The following is a 15206-nucleotide window of genomic DNA, read 5'->3' as shown; positions in this document are numbered from 1 at the left end:
GGTTTGCGGTCCTTGGGGATGCGCACCACCTTCCGGGGCAATTCGGAAGGACGGAAGGAAGCTTGATGTTCGACTCGCTCCAGGACCGCCTCGGGTCCATCCTGAACGGTCTCACCGGCCGCGGCGCGCTCTCCGACAAGGATGTGGGTGCGGCGCTGCGCGAGGTCCGTCGGGCGCTGCTCGAAGCCGACGTCGCGCTGGAAGTGGTGCGCGGCTTTACCGACCGGGTGCGTGAAAAGGCTGTCGGCGCCGAGATCCTGAAATCGATCAAGCCCGGCCAGATGGTCGTCAAGATCGTCCATGACGAGCTGATCGAGATGCTCGGCCGGGACCAGGTTCCGATCGATCTCAACGCGCCGGCACCGGTCGTCGTGATGATGGTCGGCCTGCAGGGCTCGGGCAAGACCACGACCACCGGCAAGATCGCCAAGCGCATGACCGAGCGCCAGCGCAAGAAGGTGCTGATGGCCTCGCTCGACACGCGTCGTCCGGCCGCGCAGGAGCAATTGAAGATTCTCGGCGAGCAGACCGGCGTCGCCACGCTGCCGATCATTGCCGGGCAGGGACCGGTGGAAATCGCTGCCAGAGCCCATCAGGCCGGCAAGCTCGGCGGTTACGACGTCGTCATTCTCGACACCGCCGGCCGCACCCATATCGACGAGCCGCTGATGGTCGAGATGGCGGAGATCAAGGCGCGGGCGACGCCGCACGAGATCCTGCTCGTCGCCGACTCCCTGACCGGCCAGGACGCGGTCAATCTCGCCCGTTCTTTCGACGAGCGCGTCGGCATCACCGGCATCGTTCTCACGCGCGTCGATGGTGACGGGCGCGGCGGCGCGGCGCTGTCCATGCGCGCGGTTACGGGCAAGCCGATCAAGCTGATCGGCACCGGTGAGAAGATGGATGCGCTGGAGGATTTCCATCCCTCGCGCATCGCCGATCGCATCCTCGGCATGGGCGACATCGTCAGCCTCGTCGAAAAGGCGGCCGAGAACATCGACGCGGAAAAAGCCGCAGCGATGGCCAAGAAGATGCAGTCGGGCAAGTTCGACCTGAACGACCTCGCCGAGCAGATCGGTCAGATGCAGAAGATGGGCGGCATGGGCGGCATGATGGGTCTGATGCCCGGCATGGGGAAGATGAAGGACCAGATGGCGTCCGCCGGTCTCGACGATAAGATGTTGAAGCGTCAGCTCGCCGTGATTTCGTCGATGACCCCGGCCGAGCGCGCCCGCCCCGACATCCTCAAGCACAGCCGCAAGAAGCGCATCGCAGCCGGCTCCGGCACCTCGTCCGCCGAGATCAACAAGCTCTTGAAGATGCACCGCCAGATGGCCGACGTCATGAAGTCGATGGGCAAGGGCAAGGGCGGCATGATGGGAAAGATGATGGGCGGCCTTGCCGGCAAGATGGGCCTTGGTGGCCCAGGGGGTGGCATGGGCGGTATGCCCGGCGGCATGCCGGATCTGTCGAAGATGGATCCCAAGCAGCTCGAAGCGATGGCGAAGGCCGCGCAAGGCGGCGGCATGCCGGGGCTTTCCCAAGGACTTCCGCCCGGTCTCGGGGGGCCTGGCGGACTGCCGGGGCTTCCCGGCCTGACGGGCAAGAAGAAGTAGCAGCGGCCGTGGCCTGGCCACGGCGATATGAACCCTGACCAACACGAAAAATCCGGCACCCGATAGCGGGCCGATACCAACAGAAGGAAGATCCCCGATGCCTCTGAAAATGCGTCTTGCCCGTGCCGGTTCGAAGAAGCGGCCTTATTACCATGTCGTCGTCGCCGACGCCCGAAGCCCGCGTGACGGCCGTTTCGTCGAGCAGATTGGCTCTTGGAACCCGATGCTGCCGAAGGACGTCGAGCGTGTCACCCTGAACGAAGAGCGCATCAAGCACTGGCTGAGCGAGGGTGCCCAGCCGACCGACCGCGTGATGCGCTTCCTCGACAAGGCCGGCATTCTCAGCCGTCCCGCCCGCGCCAATCCGGTGAAGGGCAAGCCGGGCAAGAAGGCGCAGGAGCGCGTAGCCGAGCGCGCGCAGCGCGAGGAGGACGCCAAGGCAGCGGCCGAACAGGCCGCCGCCGACGCCGAAGCTGCCAAGAACGCGCCGGCCGAAGAGGCTCCCGCTGAGGACGCTCCGGCTGAAGACACCGAGACTGCATCGGCCGAATAAGGCGCTCAGTCCGTATCCCGGATTATTGAGTGTGACGAACGGCGCCATTTGGCGCCGTTCGTGTGATCAGGCGCGGCCCTCTCCGAGCTATTGGACCTTGTCGAGGCGCCTCCGCCCTGTCCTATGGCCTCAAGAGGTCGTTGCTGGGGGCGCAAGGGTGTCATCGCCGTATCCGTTGGCGTAAGACCCTCCCTGTGAGGCGCCAACAAGCCGCTTTTCTCCGCTCGCTGGATTGCAACGTCGTGCCGCAAAACCAAACCAAACCGGAAAATCCCGTCCTGCTCGGCGTCGTCGGCGGCGCGCACGGACTGAAGGGCGAATGCCGCGTCCGTTCGTTTACCGATAGCCCCGTCGATCTCGGCGCCTATGGGCCGCTCTTCGACGCGGCGGGCAACCGCTACACTGTGAAGAGCGCCCGCCTTCAGAAGAACGTCGTCGTCGTCCGGTTCGCCGAGGTGGAGGATCGCAACCACGCCGAGCGGCTGAACGGCCGTGAACTCTTCATCGATCGATCCGCCTTGCCGGAGCCGGACGAGTCGGACGAGTTCTATCTGGGCGACCTCGTCGGCCTCGCCGTGGAGACGGTGTCGGGCGCGGTCGTCGGCACGGTCGTGGCGTTCCACGATTTCGGCGCTGGCGACATCGTCGAGATCAAGCCGCCGGAAGGCCAGACCGTGATGATCCCGTTTTCAGAGGCGGCGGTTCCGCAGATCGACGCGGATCGCGGCGTGATGATCGTCGAACCCTTCGCCGCCGGGCTTGCCGAGGCCGAGACAGATGAGCCAGACGGTGCGCCAGAGCTACCGGCGGACGACGACTGACGTCCGGCTCCGGCGTCGTCCCCGTCGGTTTACTCCGCGCCTTGTGGCGCGTAACCGATCCCTTGTCTTGCCCGCGGCGCGGATCTCTGATCCCGCTGCCACCGAAAGGAGCGCCTCATGATTATCGTCGCCGGAACCCAGCGTCTTCATGCCGCCGATCTGGAGCGCTTGCGTGGCAAGGCGAACGCCACCATCGCCGCGACCCGCGCCGAGCCCGGCTGTCTCGTCTATTCCTTCGCGGAGGATCTGACCGAGCCGGGTCTGGTGCGGATTTACGAGGAGTGGGAAAGCCGGGCCGATCTGACGCGCCACGCCCAGTCCGACCACATCGCGGCCTGGCGGGCGGCGCTGAGCGAGGTCGAGGTGCTCGGGCGCGATCTGAAGATCATCGAGGTCGCCAAGAGCGAGCCGCTCGCCTGATCCGATCATGAGCTTCCGCGCCTCCGTCCTCACGCTCTATCCGGAGATGTTTCCCGGACCGCTCGGCGTCTCGCTGGCCGGCAGGGCGCTCGCACGCGGCGATTTCTCGCTGGAGACGGTGCAGATTCGCGACTTCGGCGTCGGTCGACATCGCATGGTCGACGACACGCCGTCCGGTGGCGGCGCCGGCATGGTGATGCGCGCCGATGTGCTGGCCAACGCGATCGATTCGGCCTCGCCTGCGGGCGACACACGCCCGCGGCTCTTGATGAGCCCGCGTGGCAAGCCGCTGACCCAGGCGCGTGTGCGCGAGCTCGCCGCCGGCGAAGGCGCCGTGATCGTCTGTGGACGTTTCGAGGGGGTCGACGAACGGGTGATCGCGGCGCGCGACCTCGAGGAGGTCTCGATCGGCGATTATGTCCTGTCGGGCGGCGAGGTGGCGGCGATGGTGCTGCTCGACGCCGTGGTTCGGCTGTTGCCGGGCGTCATGGGCAACGCCCAATCGGGCGAGACGGAAAGCTTCGAAACGGGTCTCCTCGAACATCCCCATTATACCCGGCCGGCGGAATGGGAGGGGCGCACGATCCCCGATGTCCTGACGTCGGGCGACCACGGGGCGGTCGAACGCTGGCGGGAGGCCGAAGCGGAACGGATTACCCGCACACGACGACCGGATTTGCTCGACGACTGATGTTGTTTGATCGACTCCGCGGCACCGTTCGGGCATAACCTGAACTGCCGCGACTGCCGCTGGCGCCTTGGTCCTTGCAAAAGACGTGTCGGATGTCGACGCGGGATAGTGACAAAGGCGGCAAAGCGGTGTATGGGCGACACCGATTTCCTCAGAATAACTTGACCGTACCCGCGGCCATGTCGGCTGAGACTAACTTTTCCGGCATGAAACGAATTGAGGCTATGCCATGAACATTATCTCCGAACTCGATGCCGCCGAGGCCGAGCGTATCAACGCGATCCGTACCCTTCCGGAATTTTCCGCCGGCGACACGCTGCGCGTCAACGTCAAGGTCACCGAGGGCACGCGCACGCGTGTCCAGGCCTATGAAGGCGTCTGCATCGCGCGGTCGGGCGCGGGCATCCAGGAAAACTTCACGGTCCGCAAGATTTCCTATGGCGAAGGCGTCGAGCGCGTCTTCCCGCTCTATTCGCCGCAGCTCGATTCGGTCGAGATCGTGCGGCGCGGTAAGGTACGGCGGGCCAAGCTCTATTATCTGCGCGATCGCCGCGGCAAGTCGGCTCGTATCGTCGAGGCGACCAATGTGCGTGCCCGCAAGCTGAACGACGACGCCCGTCAGATCGCCGTCGCCGAGCGCGACAAGGCGAAGGCCGAGAAGCAGGCGGCCAAGGACGCCGCCGAATAAGCCGACCTCTCGGTCAGACAGAATTTGGAAAGCGGTCCCCTGGGGCCGCTTTCTTGCATTGGGGGGATGAAATTTCCTCGGAGCCCCGGCGGACGGCGTTTCCAGCATCGACCCGGAGCGCCCTCGCCGCGCATTTAACGATCGAGGGTCGCCGCCTCGCGGATCGTGCCGGTCGCCGAGACCCAACCCCATCGAACACCGGCCCACACCCGCTCGTGCGCCAGATAGGTGAAGAAGCCGAGCAGGCCCGATGCGGCGGCCAGAGCGCTGCCCGAAGTGAGCGAGCCGGTAAACAGAAACCCCAGAATCGACATGGTCACGAGGCCGAGAAGCTGCCAGGACGCGGCTTTCACCAGGCTCCGTACGCGGGTTTCCATAAAAATCTCCAATTTACCGAGGCGAATCCGTCCGCCGCGCTGCGTCGCAGCGATGGGCAGATTCGATTGTTTGTCGAAGTCCAGGGGCGCCGACGCCAGCTTGGGAGGCGGGGGGAAGTCGGCGCCCTGGGAGGGAACGTGACGACCATAGGCTTTTCATCTACTCACGGGAATTCTGTGAATTCTCATGGTTTGATTCACAAATGTAGATTTTCTTCGTGAACTATGACAATTATCAACAATCATGGATAAACGACAAAGATCCCGCCTTTTCCGCGAGCGCCTGGCCTCCGCCATGACCTCGGCGGCGATGTCGAAGAGTGCGTTGGCGCGCGCCACCGGCGCCGATCGCTCGACCGTCTCGCTGATTCTGTCGTCCGACGAGGGCCGGTTGCCTAACGCCCAATTCGCGGCGGAATGCGCGACTGCGCTCGGGGTGTCCTGCGACTGGCTGCTGGGGCTGACCGACCGGCGAGAGCGCAGCGCCGACGTCCTCCAGGTTGCGATGCGTATCGAGGAAGCGGCGCGGGCGCCCTCCGACAAGTCGATCTATCGCTGGCACGAGGAGGCGCGCGGCTACAAAATCCGGCACGTTCCGGCGACCCTGCCCGACATGCTGAAATCGGAATCGGTGCTGCGCTTCGAATATGGCGATTTCCTCGGCCGCACGTCCGACCAGGCGATCGCCGACATGCGCGACCGGCTTGCCTATCTCCGAGCGCCGGATACCGATTACGAGATCGCCATGCCGATCGATGCGCTGGAGAGTTTCGCGGCCGGCGAGGGCTATTGGCGCGGCCTGCCGTCAGCCGAGCGACGGGCGCAGCTCGAGCGGCTGGCCCGGCTGACCGAAGAACTGTATCCCTCGCTCCGGCTGTATCTCTTCGACCGCAAGAAGGTCTTCTCCGCGCCGGTGACGATCTTCGGCCCGCTGCAGGCGGCGGTTTATGTCGGCCGCTTCTATCTCGCCTTTCGCGAGCGCCGGCAGGTCATGGAGCTGACCCGGCATTTCGACGGGCTGGTGCGCGAGGCCGATTTCGAGGCGCGGCACACGCCGCGCTTCATCGAGGATCTGGTGGTACCGGAATAGCCGAGCCGTTGCTGGAGCGTCGCGGACGAACGTCCCGATTGTTCCGGCCGCATCCAATTGCTACTTTGTGGCCATGACAAGAGTCCGGAACCGGAAAGCGCGGGCGCACCTGCCGACCAGCGAGGGCTTCGCCAAGCTCTCCGATCATGCGCGCCTGCCCGGCCGTTTCTTCTACCGGCTGATCGCCGCCGACGGCCGGTAAAGCGACCGACGAGCGCCGCGATGGCGCGAACCGATCCATCCTTTCGCCCATTCGACCGACCGTGGCCCGAGAGGCTGCCGGACAAGGACCGACCCATGAGCAACGCCGAAGCCAAGCCCCGCACCGTCTACGACAAAATCTGGGACGAACATCTCGTCGAGGAACAGGAGGGTGGCACCTGCCTGATCTATATCGATCGCCATCTCGTCCATGAGGTCACCAGCCCGCAGGCGTTCGAGGGCCTGCGGCTCGCCGGCCGCAAGGTGCGTCAGCCGGAGAAGACGCTCGCCGTCGTCGACCACAACGTGCCGACGACCGATCGCTCGCACGGCATTGCCAATCCGGAAAGCCGCATCCAGGTCGAGGCGCTGGCGAAGAACGCCGCCGATTTCGGCATTGAGTATTTCAACGAGGTCGACCGGCGGCAGGGCATCGTCCACATCATCGGTCCCGAACAGGGCTTCACCCTGCCGGGCATGACCATCGTCTGCGGTGACAGCCACACCTCGACCCACGGCGCCTTCGGTGCATTGGCGCACGGCATCGGCACCTCCGAAGTCGAGCATGTGCTGGCCACCCAGACGCTGATCCAGTCCAAGGCCAAGAACATGCTGGTGGAGGTGAACGGCCAGCTTCCCGCCGGCGTCACCGCCAAGGACATCATCCTGGCGATCATCGGCGAAATCGGCACGGCGGGCGGCACCGGCTACGTCATCGAATATGCCGGCGAGGCGATCCGCGCCCTGTCGATGGAAGGGCGGATGACGATCTGCAACATGTCGATCGAGGCCGGCGCGCGGGCCGGGCTCATCGCTCCGGACGAGACCACCTTCGCCTATATCGAGGACAAGCCGCGCGCGCCCAAGGGCGAGGCGTTCAAGATGGCCGTCGACTATTGGCGGACGCTGACATCGGACCAAGGCGCCCATTACGACAAGGTGGTGCGGCTCGACGCGGCCAATTTGCCGCCGATCGTCTCCTGGGGCTCGTCGCCCGAGGACGTCGTCTCCATCGACGGCGTCGTGCCCGACCCGGCGGCGATCCCGGACGAAAACAAGCGCAAGTCGAAGCAGCGCGCTCTCGACTATATGGGACTGACCCCCGGCACGAAGATCACCGATATCGCGGTGGACATGATCTTCATCGGCTCCTGCACCAATGGCCGGATCGAGGATCTGCGGGCCGTCGCCAAGGTGGTCGAAGGGCGCCGTATGGCGACGGGCGTCTCTGGCATGATCGTGCCCGGCTCGGGGTTGGTGAAGGCGCAGGCGGAGGAAGAAGGGCTCGACCGGATCTTCACGGCGGCCGGCTTCGAATGGCGCGAGCCCGGCTGCTCGATGTGCCTCGGCATGAACGAGGACCGGCTGAAGCCGCACGAGCGTTGCGCCTCGACCTCGAACCGCAATTTCGAGGGCCGTCAGGGCTCCAAGGGGCGCACCCATCTGGTGTCGCCGGCGATGGCGGCGGCGGCGGCGATCGCCGGTCGTTTCGTCGACATCCGAACCTGGAAATAGATATCGGCCGGCGCTGGGCGAATGGGGTCAGGCGACCCGCGAGATTGTTGCCGCTTGGTCCGGTGGTCTGGTGACAACAATCGCCGTCTCGGCCGCGATGACGCAGTCGCGGCCGGCTTGCTTTGCCTGGTAGAGCCTGTCGTCCGCCCGACGGTAGGCGGCCTCGAAGCTCTCGCCCGGCCGAGCGGCGGCGACGCCGAAGCTGGCCGTAATCTGAATGCCCACCAGCGGCAGCGGCCAGGCCACGCCCTTCAGCGCCTCACGGATTTCGAGAGCCCTCGCCGCGCCAGCCGACGTATCGGCTCCTTCGACGAAGATCGCGAACTCCTCGCCGCCCATTCGTCCGGCAAAACCGAGGCGGTCCGCAAACAGGCCGAGAAGCGCCCCTAATCCCGCGATCACCATGTCGCCGGCGGCATGACCGTTGCGGTCGTTGACCGCCTTGAAGTGGTCGACATCGATCAAGACGAGCGCACCCTCGGCTCCCCGCCGCTCGGTGGCGGCGCGCAGTTGCAGCTCGAAGCCGCGGCGATTGAGCAGGCCTGACAGAAGATCCGTCTCCGATGAGACACGGTAGCGCTCGACGGCATCGAGACCGATGGCGATGAGGGCGGTGAAGGCAAACAGAAGGCCGAACGCGATACCGCCGAGCTGGAAGAAAAACGCCCAGCTCGACTGGCGCCAATCGGCGGTTGTGAGGTGTGGGGACGGATCGACGAGGAAGATAAAATTCTGCGCCATCAGGTTTGCCGCCAGCAGCAGGGCGAGTGCGAACAACGCTCGGTTGATCGGCTTTTGCAGCGCTCCCCTCATTTGGGCGGCGGCGAAGAGGGCAAAGGCGGCACATCCGGTCTGCACGGCTGCGACCTCGGCCGGAACGCTATCGTGGAGGACGAGAGCGAGTCCGGCGATGAGAAGCGTCAGCGCGATCATGGCCAAGGCGGCGAAGTCGTGCGGAGGGCGGTGGAACCGCTGGGATAGGCCTCGCGCCATCGCCGCCATGGCGAACAGGAATAGCGAATCTTCGAGGATCGCTTTTGCGACGCCGTAGTCCCCGCCCGGAAAGATCGCCGTCGCATAGCCGATAGCCACCAGCGCGTAGGCGATGCCCCATGAGACGCCGCCGGGAACCGTGACGCCGAGGACGAGAAAGACCCCCGAGACCGCAGCGAGAGCGAGAGGCACGCACCAGGCCAGAATGTCTGCTTCGCTCATGTCGACTCGTATTTGAAAGGCGGTCTCTTCGGGAGCAACCGATGAGAAGGGTGGTAAAGCGCAAAAAGCGGCCAGAGCCGTTGCAGGAGTAACTGTAGCTGGCTTAAGTTAACGGAGCTCTTAAGTTGCGTGTAGTATTGATTTGGGATTGCAACTAGAGATTTATGTATGAAAACAATCGGATAGGGGTGCTCCGACCGGTTTGGCGGGCGGCGACCTAGCGGAAATTTCGGGGAGGACGGCTATCCGATGCCGCCGGACGATCGCAGGTGACGAGATGCCGGAAAGGGGTCTTGACGCCGGCCTCTCCAGGCGTGAAAGGCTTCCGCCCATGGAGACGCCGGCCCCCGACATCGACATCAGGCGACTGCGCCTCAGCGACGCGCGCGATCTGGCGCCGTTGATCTCGGCCTACAACCAATCGCTGTTTCGCGGCGCGCCAGGGTCCCCGGACCCTTATTACGCGGAGCAATTGCTGCAGGACCGCACGGCGGAGGTCCTGGGGGCGCGGCTTGATGGCGAGTTGGTCGGCTTCGTTCTTTTCTACGACATACCGGATGTGTGGACCGGCATGCGCTCGGGTCTTGCCGACCACATCTATGTGGATCACCGCCACCGCCGCAAAGGCATCGCCAAGGCGATGATCGATCTTCTCGCCGACGAAGCTGACGGTCGCGGCTGGTCGAAGCTCGTGCTGCATTCGCCGCGAAACCCCGGCAACGGGCGGCGGCTCTACGAAAAGATCGCTGATCCGGCCGATTGGTCGAGCTATGTCATCCGCTTTATCGACCGCGAACCCTCGCCGAAGTGATTCGAAACTTGTAAGAGTGCGGGACGCCAGCCAGATGGTTTTGCCGCGCCCGCTTGCCGCGCCTAATCGATTAAGCCGGCCTCGCCGTCCCTACCGCAACGCGAAAGACTTGCTTTCGCAGTTGCGATAAGCCTCTTAAGGACGCATCCGATCGCGCTGTGCGGCGTGGGGCCTGTGCCTATATGCTGCATGGTGCAAGGGAAATTCGAGGACGAGAGAGCACCGATGTCCGACGCCCCATCCACGCGGCCCCTATCGCCGCATCTCAGCATCTACAAATTCCGTCCCACCATGGTGATGTCGATCCTGCATCGAATCACCGGCGGCGCGCTCTACGTCGGGACGCTGTTCTTCGTCTGGTGGCTGGTCGCAGCAGCCAGTGGTCCGGAGGCCTTCTCCTATGCCTCGGCGTTTTTCGGCTCGATCATCGGCCAGATGATCTTGTTCGGCTACACTTGGGCGCTGCTCCACCACATGTTCGGCGGCATTCGGCACTTGATCTGGGATACCGGGCACGGTCTGGGCAAGGAAACCTCCACCCTTTTGGCCCAGGCGACGCTGGTTGCCTCGCTCGCCGTCATGCTGATCCTTTGGGTCGGCATTTTGATCTTCGGTTGAGGGAGCGCGCCATGACCGACATGAGAACACCGTTGCGCCGCGTGCGCGGCCTTGGTTCGGCTGCCAGTGGCACCGAGCACTTCTGGCAGCAGCGCTTGACCGCCGTCGCCAACCTGTTTCTGATCAGCTTCTTCGTGATCCTCGTCATCGCCCTCCACAACGAGAGCTACGCGGATGTGCGCGCCGCCTTCGCCAATCCGCTGGTCGGAATCGCCATGGCGCTGGTCACCGTGTCGGCGGCGATCCACATGAAGATCGGCATGCAGGTCATCATCGAGGACTACGTTCACGGCGGGATGAAGGTGCTCCTCGTTATTCTCAATACGTTTTTCGCGGCCGCCATCGCTGGCGCGAGCCTGTTCGCGATCGTCAAGATGAGCTTCGGAGTCTGACCATGGCAACGAATGGAACCGCCGACGGCAATAGAACCGGGCAGCCGCATCGCACCGCGCCGGCCCAGAACGGCAAGGCCTATCCGATCACCGACCACACCTTCGACGTCGTCGTCGTCGGTGCCGGCGGCGCGGGTCTTCGCGCGACGCTTGGTGCCGCGCAGGCCGGCCTCAAGACCGCCTGCATCACCAAGGTGTTCCCGACGCGCTCGCACACCGTCGCCGCGCAGGGCGGCGTCGCCGCCTCGCTGGGCAACATGGGCAAGGACGACTGGCGCTGGCACATGTACGACACCGTCAAGGGGTCGGACTGGCTGGGCGACCAGGACGCGATTGAATATCTGGTGCGCGAGGCGCCGGCCGCGGTTTACGAACTGGAGCATTTCGGGGTGCCGTTTTCGCGCACCGAGGACGGCAAGATCTACCAGCGACCCTTCGGCGGCATGACCACCGATTTCGGCCAGGGTCCCCCGGCGCAGCGCACCTGCGCCGCTGCCGACCGGACCGGCCACGCGATGCTGCACACGCTCTATGGCCAGTCGCTGCGCCACTCCACCGAGTTCTTCATCGAATATTTCGCCATCGACCTGATCATGGACGAGGAGGGCGCCTGTCGTGGCGTGATCGCGCTCTGCCTCGACGACGGCACGCTGCATCGCTTCCGCGCCAAGAAGACGATCCTGGCCACCGGCGGCTACGGCCGCGCCTATTTCTCCGCGACCTCCGCCCACACCTGCACCGGCGACGGCAACGCCATGGCGCTCAGGGCGGGCCTGCCGCTGCAGGACATGGAGTTCGTGCAGTTCCACCCGACCGGCATCTACGGCGCCGGCTGCCTGATCACTGAGGGCTCGCGCGGCGAAGGCGGTTATCTCACCAATTCCGAGGGTGAGCGCTTCATGGAGCGCTATGCGCCGTCGGCCAAGGATCTGGCGTCGCGCGACGTGGTCAGCCGCGCAATGACGCTAGAAATCCGCGAGGGTCGTGGCGTCGGCAAGCAGAAGGACCACATCTTCCTGCATCTCGACCACCTCGATCCCGCCGTGCTGCACGAGCGGCTTCCCGGCATTTCGGAATCGGCAAAGATCTTCGCCGGGGTCGATGTCACCCGCGAGCCGATCCCGGTGCTGCCGACGGTCCACTACAATATGGGCGGCATTCCGACGAACTATCACGGCGAGGTTTTGACCAAGAAGGACGGCGATCCAGATACCGTGGTGCCGGGATTGATGGCAGTGGGCGAGGCGGCCTGCGTCTCCGTCCACGGCGCCAATCGGCTCGGCTCGAACTCGCTGATCGATCTCGTCGTCTTCGGCCGCGCCGCTGCGCTGCGCTGCGCCGAAACTCTGACGCCGGGCGAGGGGCATGCGCCGCTGCCAGCCGCTGCCGGCGACAAGGCGATCGCTCGCCTCGATCGGTTCCGCAACGCCGCCGGCTCGACGCCGACGGCCGAGCTCCGCGACCGGATGCAGCAGACCATGCAGTCGAACTGCGCGGTCTTCCGCACCGGCGAGGTTCTGGAGGAAGGTCATCAGAAGATCCACGATGTCTGGTCGGCGTCGGAGGACGTGCGGGTCACCGACCGATCGCTGATCTGGAACACCGATCTGATCGAGACGCTCGAATACGACAATTTGATCGCCCAGGCCGTGGTGACGATGGATTCGGCGCGCAACCGGACGGAGTCGCGCGGCGCCCATGCCCGCGAGGATTTCCCCGACCGCGACGACACCAACTGGATGAAGCATACCCTGAGCTTCTGCGACACCGGCACCAAGACCGTGACGCTCGAGGATCGACCNACCGCGACGACACCAACTGGATGAAGCATACCCTGAGCTTCTGCGACACCGGCACCAAGACCGTGACGCTCGAGGATCGACCGGTCCATGCCTACACGCTGTCCAACGAGATCGAATACATCGAGCCGAAAACGCGGGTGTATTGAATAGCGTCGCTCCCGCTTCAGGCCTTTTCAGTCGGCCGGCCCTCGGGCCGGCCGTTTGCGTTCGCGAAGGCTTGCGCGGCGAAGGACGGGCGGTTTCGCTGCGCGTCCTCGAATTTGTCGGATCGAGTCGAAATGTCTGTCCCTGCCCTATCCGGACTGCCGCATTCCGATCCGCGTGCTAAGTGTGTCGTCGGGCACCGGTGACCGGTCCGCTTGAGCGGCCGACATTCAGTCATTTCGGAGGAACTGCATGATTCGATCCACAGGCGCCGGGCTCGCGGTAATTGCCGCGCTCGCTCTGATGAATGCGCCAGCTCTTGCGCAATCGACGACCGAGATGCCGACGACACAGGGCGTGCCTACGCCGACCGACCCAGCCGCGACGGAAACCCCTGAGAAACCAGCCGCTTCGGGCGGCGAGGCGAGCGATGCGACGGCCTCCGGTTCGCCGGCGGGCTCGGCGACGTCAGCGACCGGGTCAGGCACGGCGGAGAGCAAGAGCAGCGCCCCGCCGTCGAACGAGGTCGGCGAGAAATTCGAGCTGCCACGCGTCAACGGCGACAACCAGATCGAGATGATCGCGGGTCTTTGCGGCGTGCAGATGAAAGCGATGACGCCGGCCGCCTGCACCTGTCTTGCGACCGAAGCGATGAGCGAATTGTCGGACCCGCAGCGCGATTATCTCATCGCCAGCGTGGTGGCGCCGCCGGTCGCCGACCGCATGCTCAAGGACCGCCGCGTCGGCGACGCCGATCAGACGACGATCTTCGCCTTCCTCAACGAGACGTCGGACGCCTGCGCGACCGGAACGTTCGTCCGGACGCCCGAGGTCAAGTCCGAGGCGCCGGCAGCCTTGCCCGCCAAATAATCGTCCGCTGCGAAAAGGGCCGGTTGCCGAGCGATCGGCCCTTCGTCTACCAGCCAAATTTTTCCTCGCCGCGCCGTCGGGCAGCCCTATCGTTTGCACGATGGCTACCAACAAAATTCACGCGCTCGCGCACCGCGTCGAAAATCTCTGGGACAGGGTCCGTTTCCGCGCGAAACGCGCCGCCGGGCTTCTCGGAACCCCCATTCTGCTCGCCTATCGCGGGTTTCAGACCCCGGAGGGGCTGTGGCTGCGCGGCCGGGTGATCGAGGATCAAGGCGTGATCTCGGCCGAACACACCGAGTCGATCCTCGGCAATGTGTGGCTCAGTCTCAAGCGCTACGAGACCGACGAGATCCGGAGCGCGCGGATCGTTTATTCGGCGGGCGGTATCAGTGGCGAGGTGCTGACCGACGAAGAGGGATATTTCGATCTCACCATCGAACCTCCCGCCCTCAGCGAGGCGTCCCCATGGCTTCCCGTCGAGCTGATCCTCACCGAGGCGCCGCATTACACCGTACGGCCGCTGGGAGCGAAGGCGGAAATCCGAATCGTTTCGCCAAAAGCCCGGTTCGGCGTCATTTCCGATATCGACGACACTATCGTGAAGACCGGTGCCACGAATTTCCTGAAACACTGGCGGACGGTGGCGGCGAACTCGGCCGAGAGCCGGACCGCCTTTCCCGGCGTCACGCACCTTTATCGCAGGCTCGCCGAGGGCGAGGCGGGGCCGGAAACCAATCCGTTCTTCTATGTCTCGTCCAGCCCTTGGAATCTGTTCGATTTGTTCGAGCGCTTCATGGTGCTGCACGACATCCCGCTCGGTCCGATGCTTCTGAAGGATTTCGGCCTCGACGCCACCAAATGGCTGACGGGGGGCCACGACGACCACAAGCTGAAAATGATCGAGCGCGTCATGGCGGCCCATCCGCAATTGCCGTTCGTGCTGGTCGGCGATTCCGGCCAGCGCGATGCCGTCATCTACGCCGAAGTGGCGCGCCGCTATCCGGGGCGCATCCTCGCCGTCTATATTCGTGACGTGACGGGCGGCCATCTCGCGGAGGAGGCCGACAACGGCGTTTCGGCTCTGAAGCGCGCCGGTGTCGCCGTGACGGTCGCGCCGACACTGGAAACCGCGGCGGCGCACGCCGCGGAAGCCGGCTTGGTGCGATCATCGGTCGTCGGCGAGGTTCGCGAGGCCATTGAACAGCGGCGACGCGAAGAGGGCGAGGAAAACGTCAGCGACGACAATCAGCCGGCAAATTCGGAAGCCTAAGTGTCGGTCCACAAAGAAGTTGAATGATATGAATCGTTTGTGATTCCATGCTGTTGATTTGATTCGACGAGGGCATGGAAGCGATGTGGACGAAAGCAAACCGCGGGAA

16 protein-coding genes and 1 pseudogene are annotated in these 15206 nt (G+C 64.7%); 15 read left to right on the top strand and 2 right to left on the bottom strand.

Annotation, left to right across the window (positions count from 1 at the left end; translation table 11 throughout):
• The first annotated feature begins 65 nt into the window (after positions 1-65).
• The 6 genes from ffh (at position 66) to rplS (ending at position 4789) form a co-directional block, all read left to right on the top strand.
• Entirely contained in the window at positions 66-1616 is a 1551-nt protein-coding gene (gene ffh / locus VQ045_RS16225; RefSeq protein ID WP_331830843.1) for a signal recognition particle protein, read from the top strand.
• Between the two features lie 97 nt (positions 1617-1713).
• Entirely contained in the window at positions 1714-2169 is a 456-nt protein-coding gene (gene rpsP, locus VQ045_RS16220; protein WP_331830842.1) for a 30S ribosomal protein S16, read from the top strand.
• Positions 2170-2411: 242 nt separating this feature from the next.
• Entirely contained in the window at positions 2412-2990 is a 579-nt protein-coding gene (gene rimM, locus VQ045_RS16215) for a ribosome maturation factor RimM (protein ID WP_331830841.1), read from the top strand.
• Positions 2991-3107: 117 nt separating this feature from the next.
• Entirely contained in the window at positions 3108-3410 is a 303-nt protein-coding gene (locus VQ045_RS16210; protein ID WP_327622725.1) for a putative quinol monooxygenase, read from the top strand.
• A gap of 7 nt (positions 3411-3417) precedes the next feature.
• Positions 3418-4101 (top strand): tRNA (guanosine(37)-N1)-methyltransferase TrmD, encoded by a 684-nt coding sequence (trmD, locus tag VQ045_RS16205; protein WP_331830840.1) that lies wholly within the window; start codon positions 3418-3420, stop codon positions 4099-4101.
• A gap of 229 nt (positions 4102-4330) precedes the next feature.
• The gene (gene rplS, locus VQ045_RS16200; protein WP_327622723.1) at positions 4331-4789 is read left to right on the top strand and encodes a 50S ribosomal protein L19; all 459 of its coding nucleotides are present in this window, start codon (positions 4331-4333) and stop codon (positions 4787-4789) included.
• A gap of 134 nt (positions 4790-4923) precedes the next feature.
• On the opposite strand, the gene VQ045_RS16195 is transcribed toward rplS, so the two are convergent.
• The gene (locus tag VQ045_RS16195; protein ID WP_327622722.1) at positions 4924-5166 is read right to left on the bottom strand and encodes a DUF2061 domain-containing protein; all 243 of its coding nucleotides are present in this window, start codon (positions 5164-5166) and stop codon (positions 4924-4926) included.
• A 295-nt stretch (positions 5167-5461) separates the two neighbouring features.
• On the opposite strand from VQ045_RS16195, the gene VQ045_RS16190 reads away from it, so the two are divergent.
• From VQ045_RS16190 to leuC, 3 genes are all read left to right on the top strand, one after another.
• A complete protein-coding gene (locus tag VQ045_RS16190; RefSeq protein ID WP_331830839.1) occupies positions 5462-6256 on the top strand; it encodes a transcriptional regulator in 795 nt (264 codons plus the stop codon).
• A gap of 73 nt (positions 6257-6329) precedes the next feature.
• On the top strand, positions 6330-6458 hold the full coding sequence (locus VQ045_RS16185; protein WP_327622720.1) for a hypothetical protein: 129 nt from the start codon (positions 6330-6332) through the stop codon (positions 6456-6458).
• A 95-nt stretch (positions 6459-6553) separates the two neighbouring features.
• Positions 6554-7972 carry a 3-isopropylmalate dehydratase large subunit gene (leuC, locus tag VQ045_RS16180; RefSeq protein ID WP_331830838.1) on the top strand — a complete coding sequence of 473 codons (1419 nt, stop codon included), beginning with the start codon at positions 6554-6556 and terminating at the stop codon, positions 7970-7972.
• Between the two features lie 27 nt (positions 7973-7999).
• On the opposite strand, the gene VQ045_RS16175 is transcribed toward leuC, so the two are convergent.
• Positions 8000-9187, bottom strand: a complete 1188-nt coding sequence (locus tag VQ045_RS16175) for a GGDEF domain-containing protein (RefSeq protein WP_327622718.1) — start codon at positions 9185-9187, stop codon at positions 8000-8002.
• 331 nt (positions 9188-9518) lie between these two features.
• Here VQ045_RS16175 and VQ045_RS16170 point away from each other — a divergent pair, with 331 nt between their 5' ends.
• The 6 genes and pseudogenes from VQ045_RS16170 (at position 9519) to VQ045_RS16145 (ending at position 15097) form a co-directional block, all read left to right on the top strand.
• Positions 9519-9998 (top strand): GNAT family N-acetyltransferase, encoded by a 480-nt coding sequence (locus VQ045_RS16170; protein ID WP_327622717.1) that lies wholly within the window; start codon positions 9519-9521, stop codon positions 9996-9998.
• Positions 9999-10223: 225 nt separating this feature from the next.
• The gene (sdhC, locus tag VQ045_RS16165) at positions 10224-10616 is read left to right on the top strand and encodes a succinate dehydrogenase, cytochrome b556 subunit (protein WP_331830837.1); all 393 of its coding nucleotides are present in this window, start codon (positions 10224-10226) and stop codon (positions 10614-10616) included.
• An 11-nt stretch (positions 10617-10627) separates the two neighbouring features.
• Positions 10628-11008, top strand: a complete 381-nt coding sequence (gene sdhD / locus VQ045_RS16160) for a succinate dehydrogenase, hydrophobic membrane anchor protein (protein ID WP_331830836.1) — start codon at positions 10628-10630, stop codon at positions 11006-11008.
• 2 nt (positions 11009-11010) lie between these two features.
• Positions 11011-12956: pseudogene (gene sdhA / locus VQ045_RS16155) on the top strand (succinate dehydrogenase flavoprotein subunit).
• Between the two features lie 250 nt (positions 12957-13206).
• Positions 13207-13824: a hypothetical protein gene (locus VQ045_RS16150; protein ID WP_331830835.1), complete on the top strand. Its 618-nt coding sequence runs from the start codon at positions 13207-13209 to the stop codon at positions 13822-13824.
• Between the two features lie 100 nt (positions 13825-13924).
• Entirely contained in the window at positions 13925-15097 is a 1173-nt protein-coding gene (locus VQ045_RS16145; protein ID WP_331830834.1) for an App1 family protein, read from the top strand.
• Positions 15098-15206: the final 109 nt, after the last annotated feature.

This window comes from Aurantimonas sp. E1-2-R+4 (assembly GCF_036549515.1).
Classification (GTDB): domain Bacteria; phylum Pseudomonadota; class Alphaproteobacteria; order Rhizobiales; family Rhizobiaceae; genus Aurantimonas; species Aurantimonas coralicida_A.
Note: the sequence above shows the minus strand (reverse complement) of the source record. Positions and strands in the feature narration are given on the sequence as shown.

Excerpts from the sequence above, each read along its gene's own strand:
- ffh (WP_331830843.1), top strand. The coding sequence starts at position 66 with ATGTTCGACTCGCTCCAGGACCGCCTCGGGTCCATCCTGAACGGTCTC.
- rpsP (WP_331830842.1), top strand. The coding sequence starts at position 1,714 with ATGCCTCTGAAAATGCGTCTTGCCCGTGCCGGTTCGAAGAAGCGGCCT.
- VQ045_RS16210 (WP_327622725.1), top strand. The coding sequence starts at position 3,108 with ATGATTATCGTCGCCGGAACCCAGCGTCTTCATGCCGCCGATCTGGAG.
- trmD (WP_331830840.1), top strand. The coding sequence starts at position 3,418 with ATGAGCTTCCGCGCCTCCGTCCTCACGCTCTATCCGGAGATGTTTCCC.
- rplS (WP_327622723.1), top strand. The coding sequence starts at position 4,331 with ATGAACATTATCTCCGAACTCGATGCCGCCGAGGCCGAGCGTATCAAC.
- VQ045_RS16195 (WP_327622722.1), bottom strand. The coding sequence starts at position 5,166 with ATGGAAACCCGCGTACGGAGCCTGGTGAAAGCCGCGTCCTGGCAGCTT.
- VQ045_RS16190 (WP_331830839.1), top strand. The coding sequence starts at position 5,462 with ATGACCTCGGCGGCGATGTCGAAGAGTGCGTTGGCGCGCGCCACCGGC.
- VQ045_RS16185 (WP_327622720.1), top strand. The coding sequence starts at position 6,330 with ATGACAAGAGTCCGGAACCGGAAAGCGCGGGCGCACCTGCCGACCAGC.
- leuC (WP_331830838.1), top strand. The coding sequence starts at position 6,554 with ATGAGCAACGCCGAAGCCAAGCCCCGCACCGTCTACGACAAAATCTGG.
- VQ045_RS16175 (WP_327622718.1), bottom strand. The coding sequence starts at position 9,187 with ATGAGCGAAGCAGACATTCTGGCCTGGTGCGTGCCTCTCGCTCTCGCT.
- VQ045_RS16170 (WP_327622717.1), top strand. The coding sequence starts at position 9,519 with ATGGAGACGCCGGCCCCCGACATCGACATCAGGCGACTGCGCCTCAGC.
- sdhC (WP_331830837.1), top strand. The coding sequence starts at position 10,224 with ATGTCCGACGCCCCATCCACGCGGCCCCTATCGCCGCATCTCAGCATC.
- sdhD (WP_331830836.1), top strand. The coding sequence starts at position 10,628 with ATGACCGACATGAGAACACCGTTGCGCCGCGTGCGCGGCCTTGGTTCG.
- VQ045_RS16150 (WP_331830835.1), top strand. The coding sequence starts at position 13,207 with ATGATTCGATCCACAGGCGCCGGGCTCGCGGTAATTGCCGCGCTCGCT.
- VQ045_RS16145 (WP_331830834.1), top strand. The coding sequence starts at position 13,925 with ATGGCTACCAACAAAATTCACGCGCTCGCGCACCGCGTCGAAAATCTC.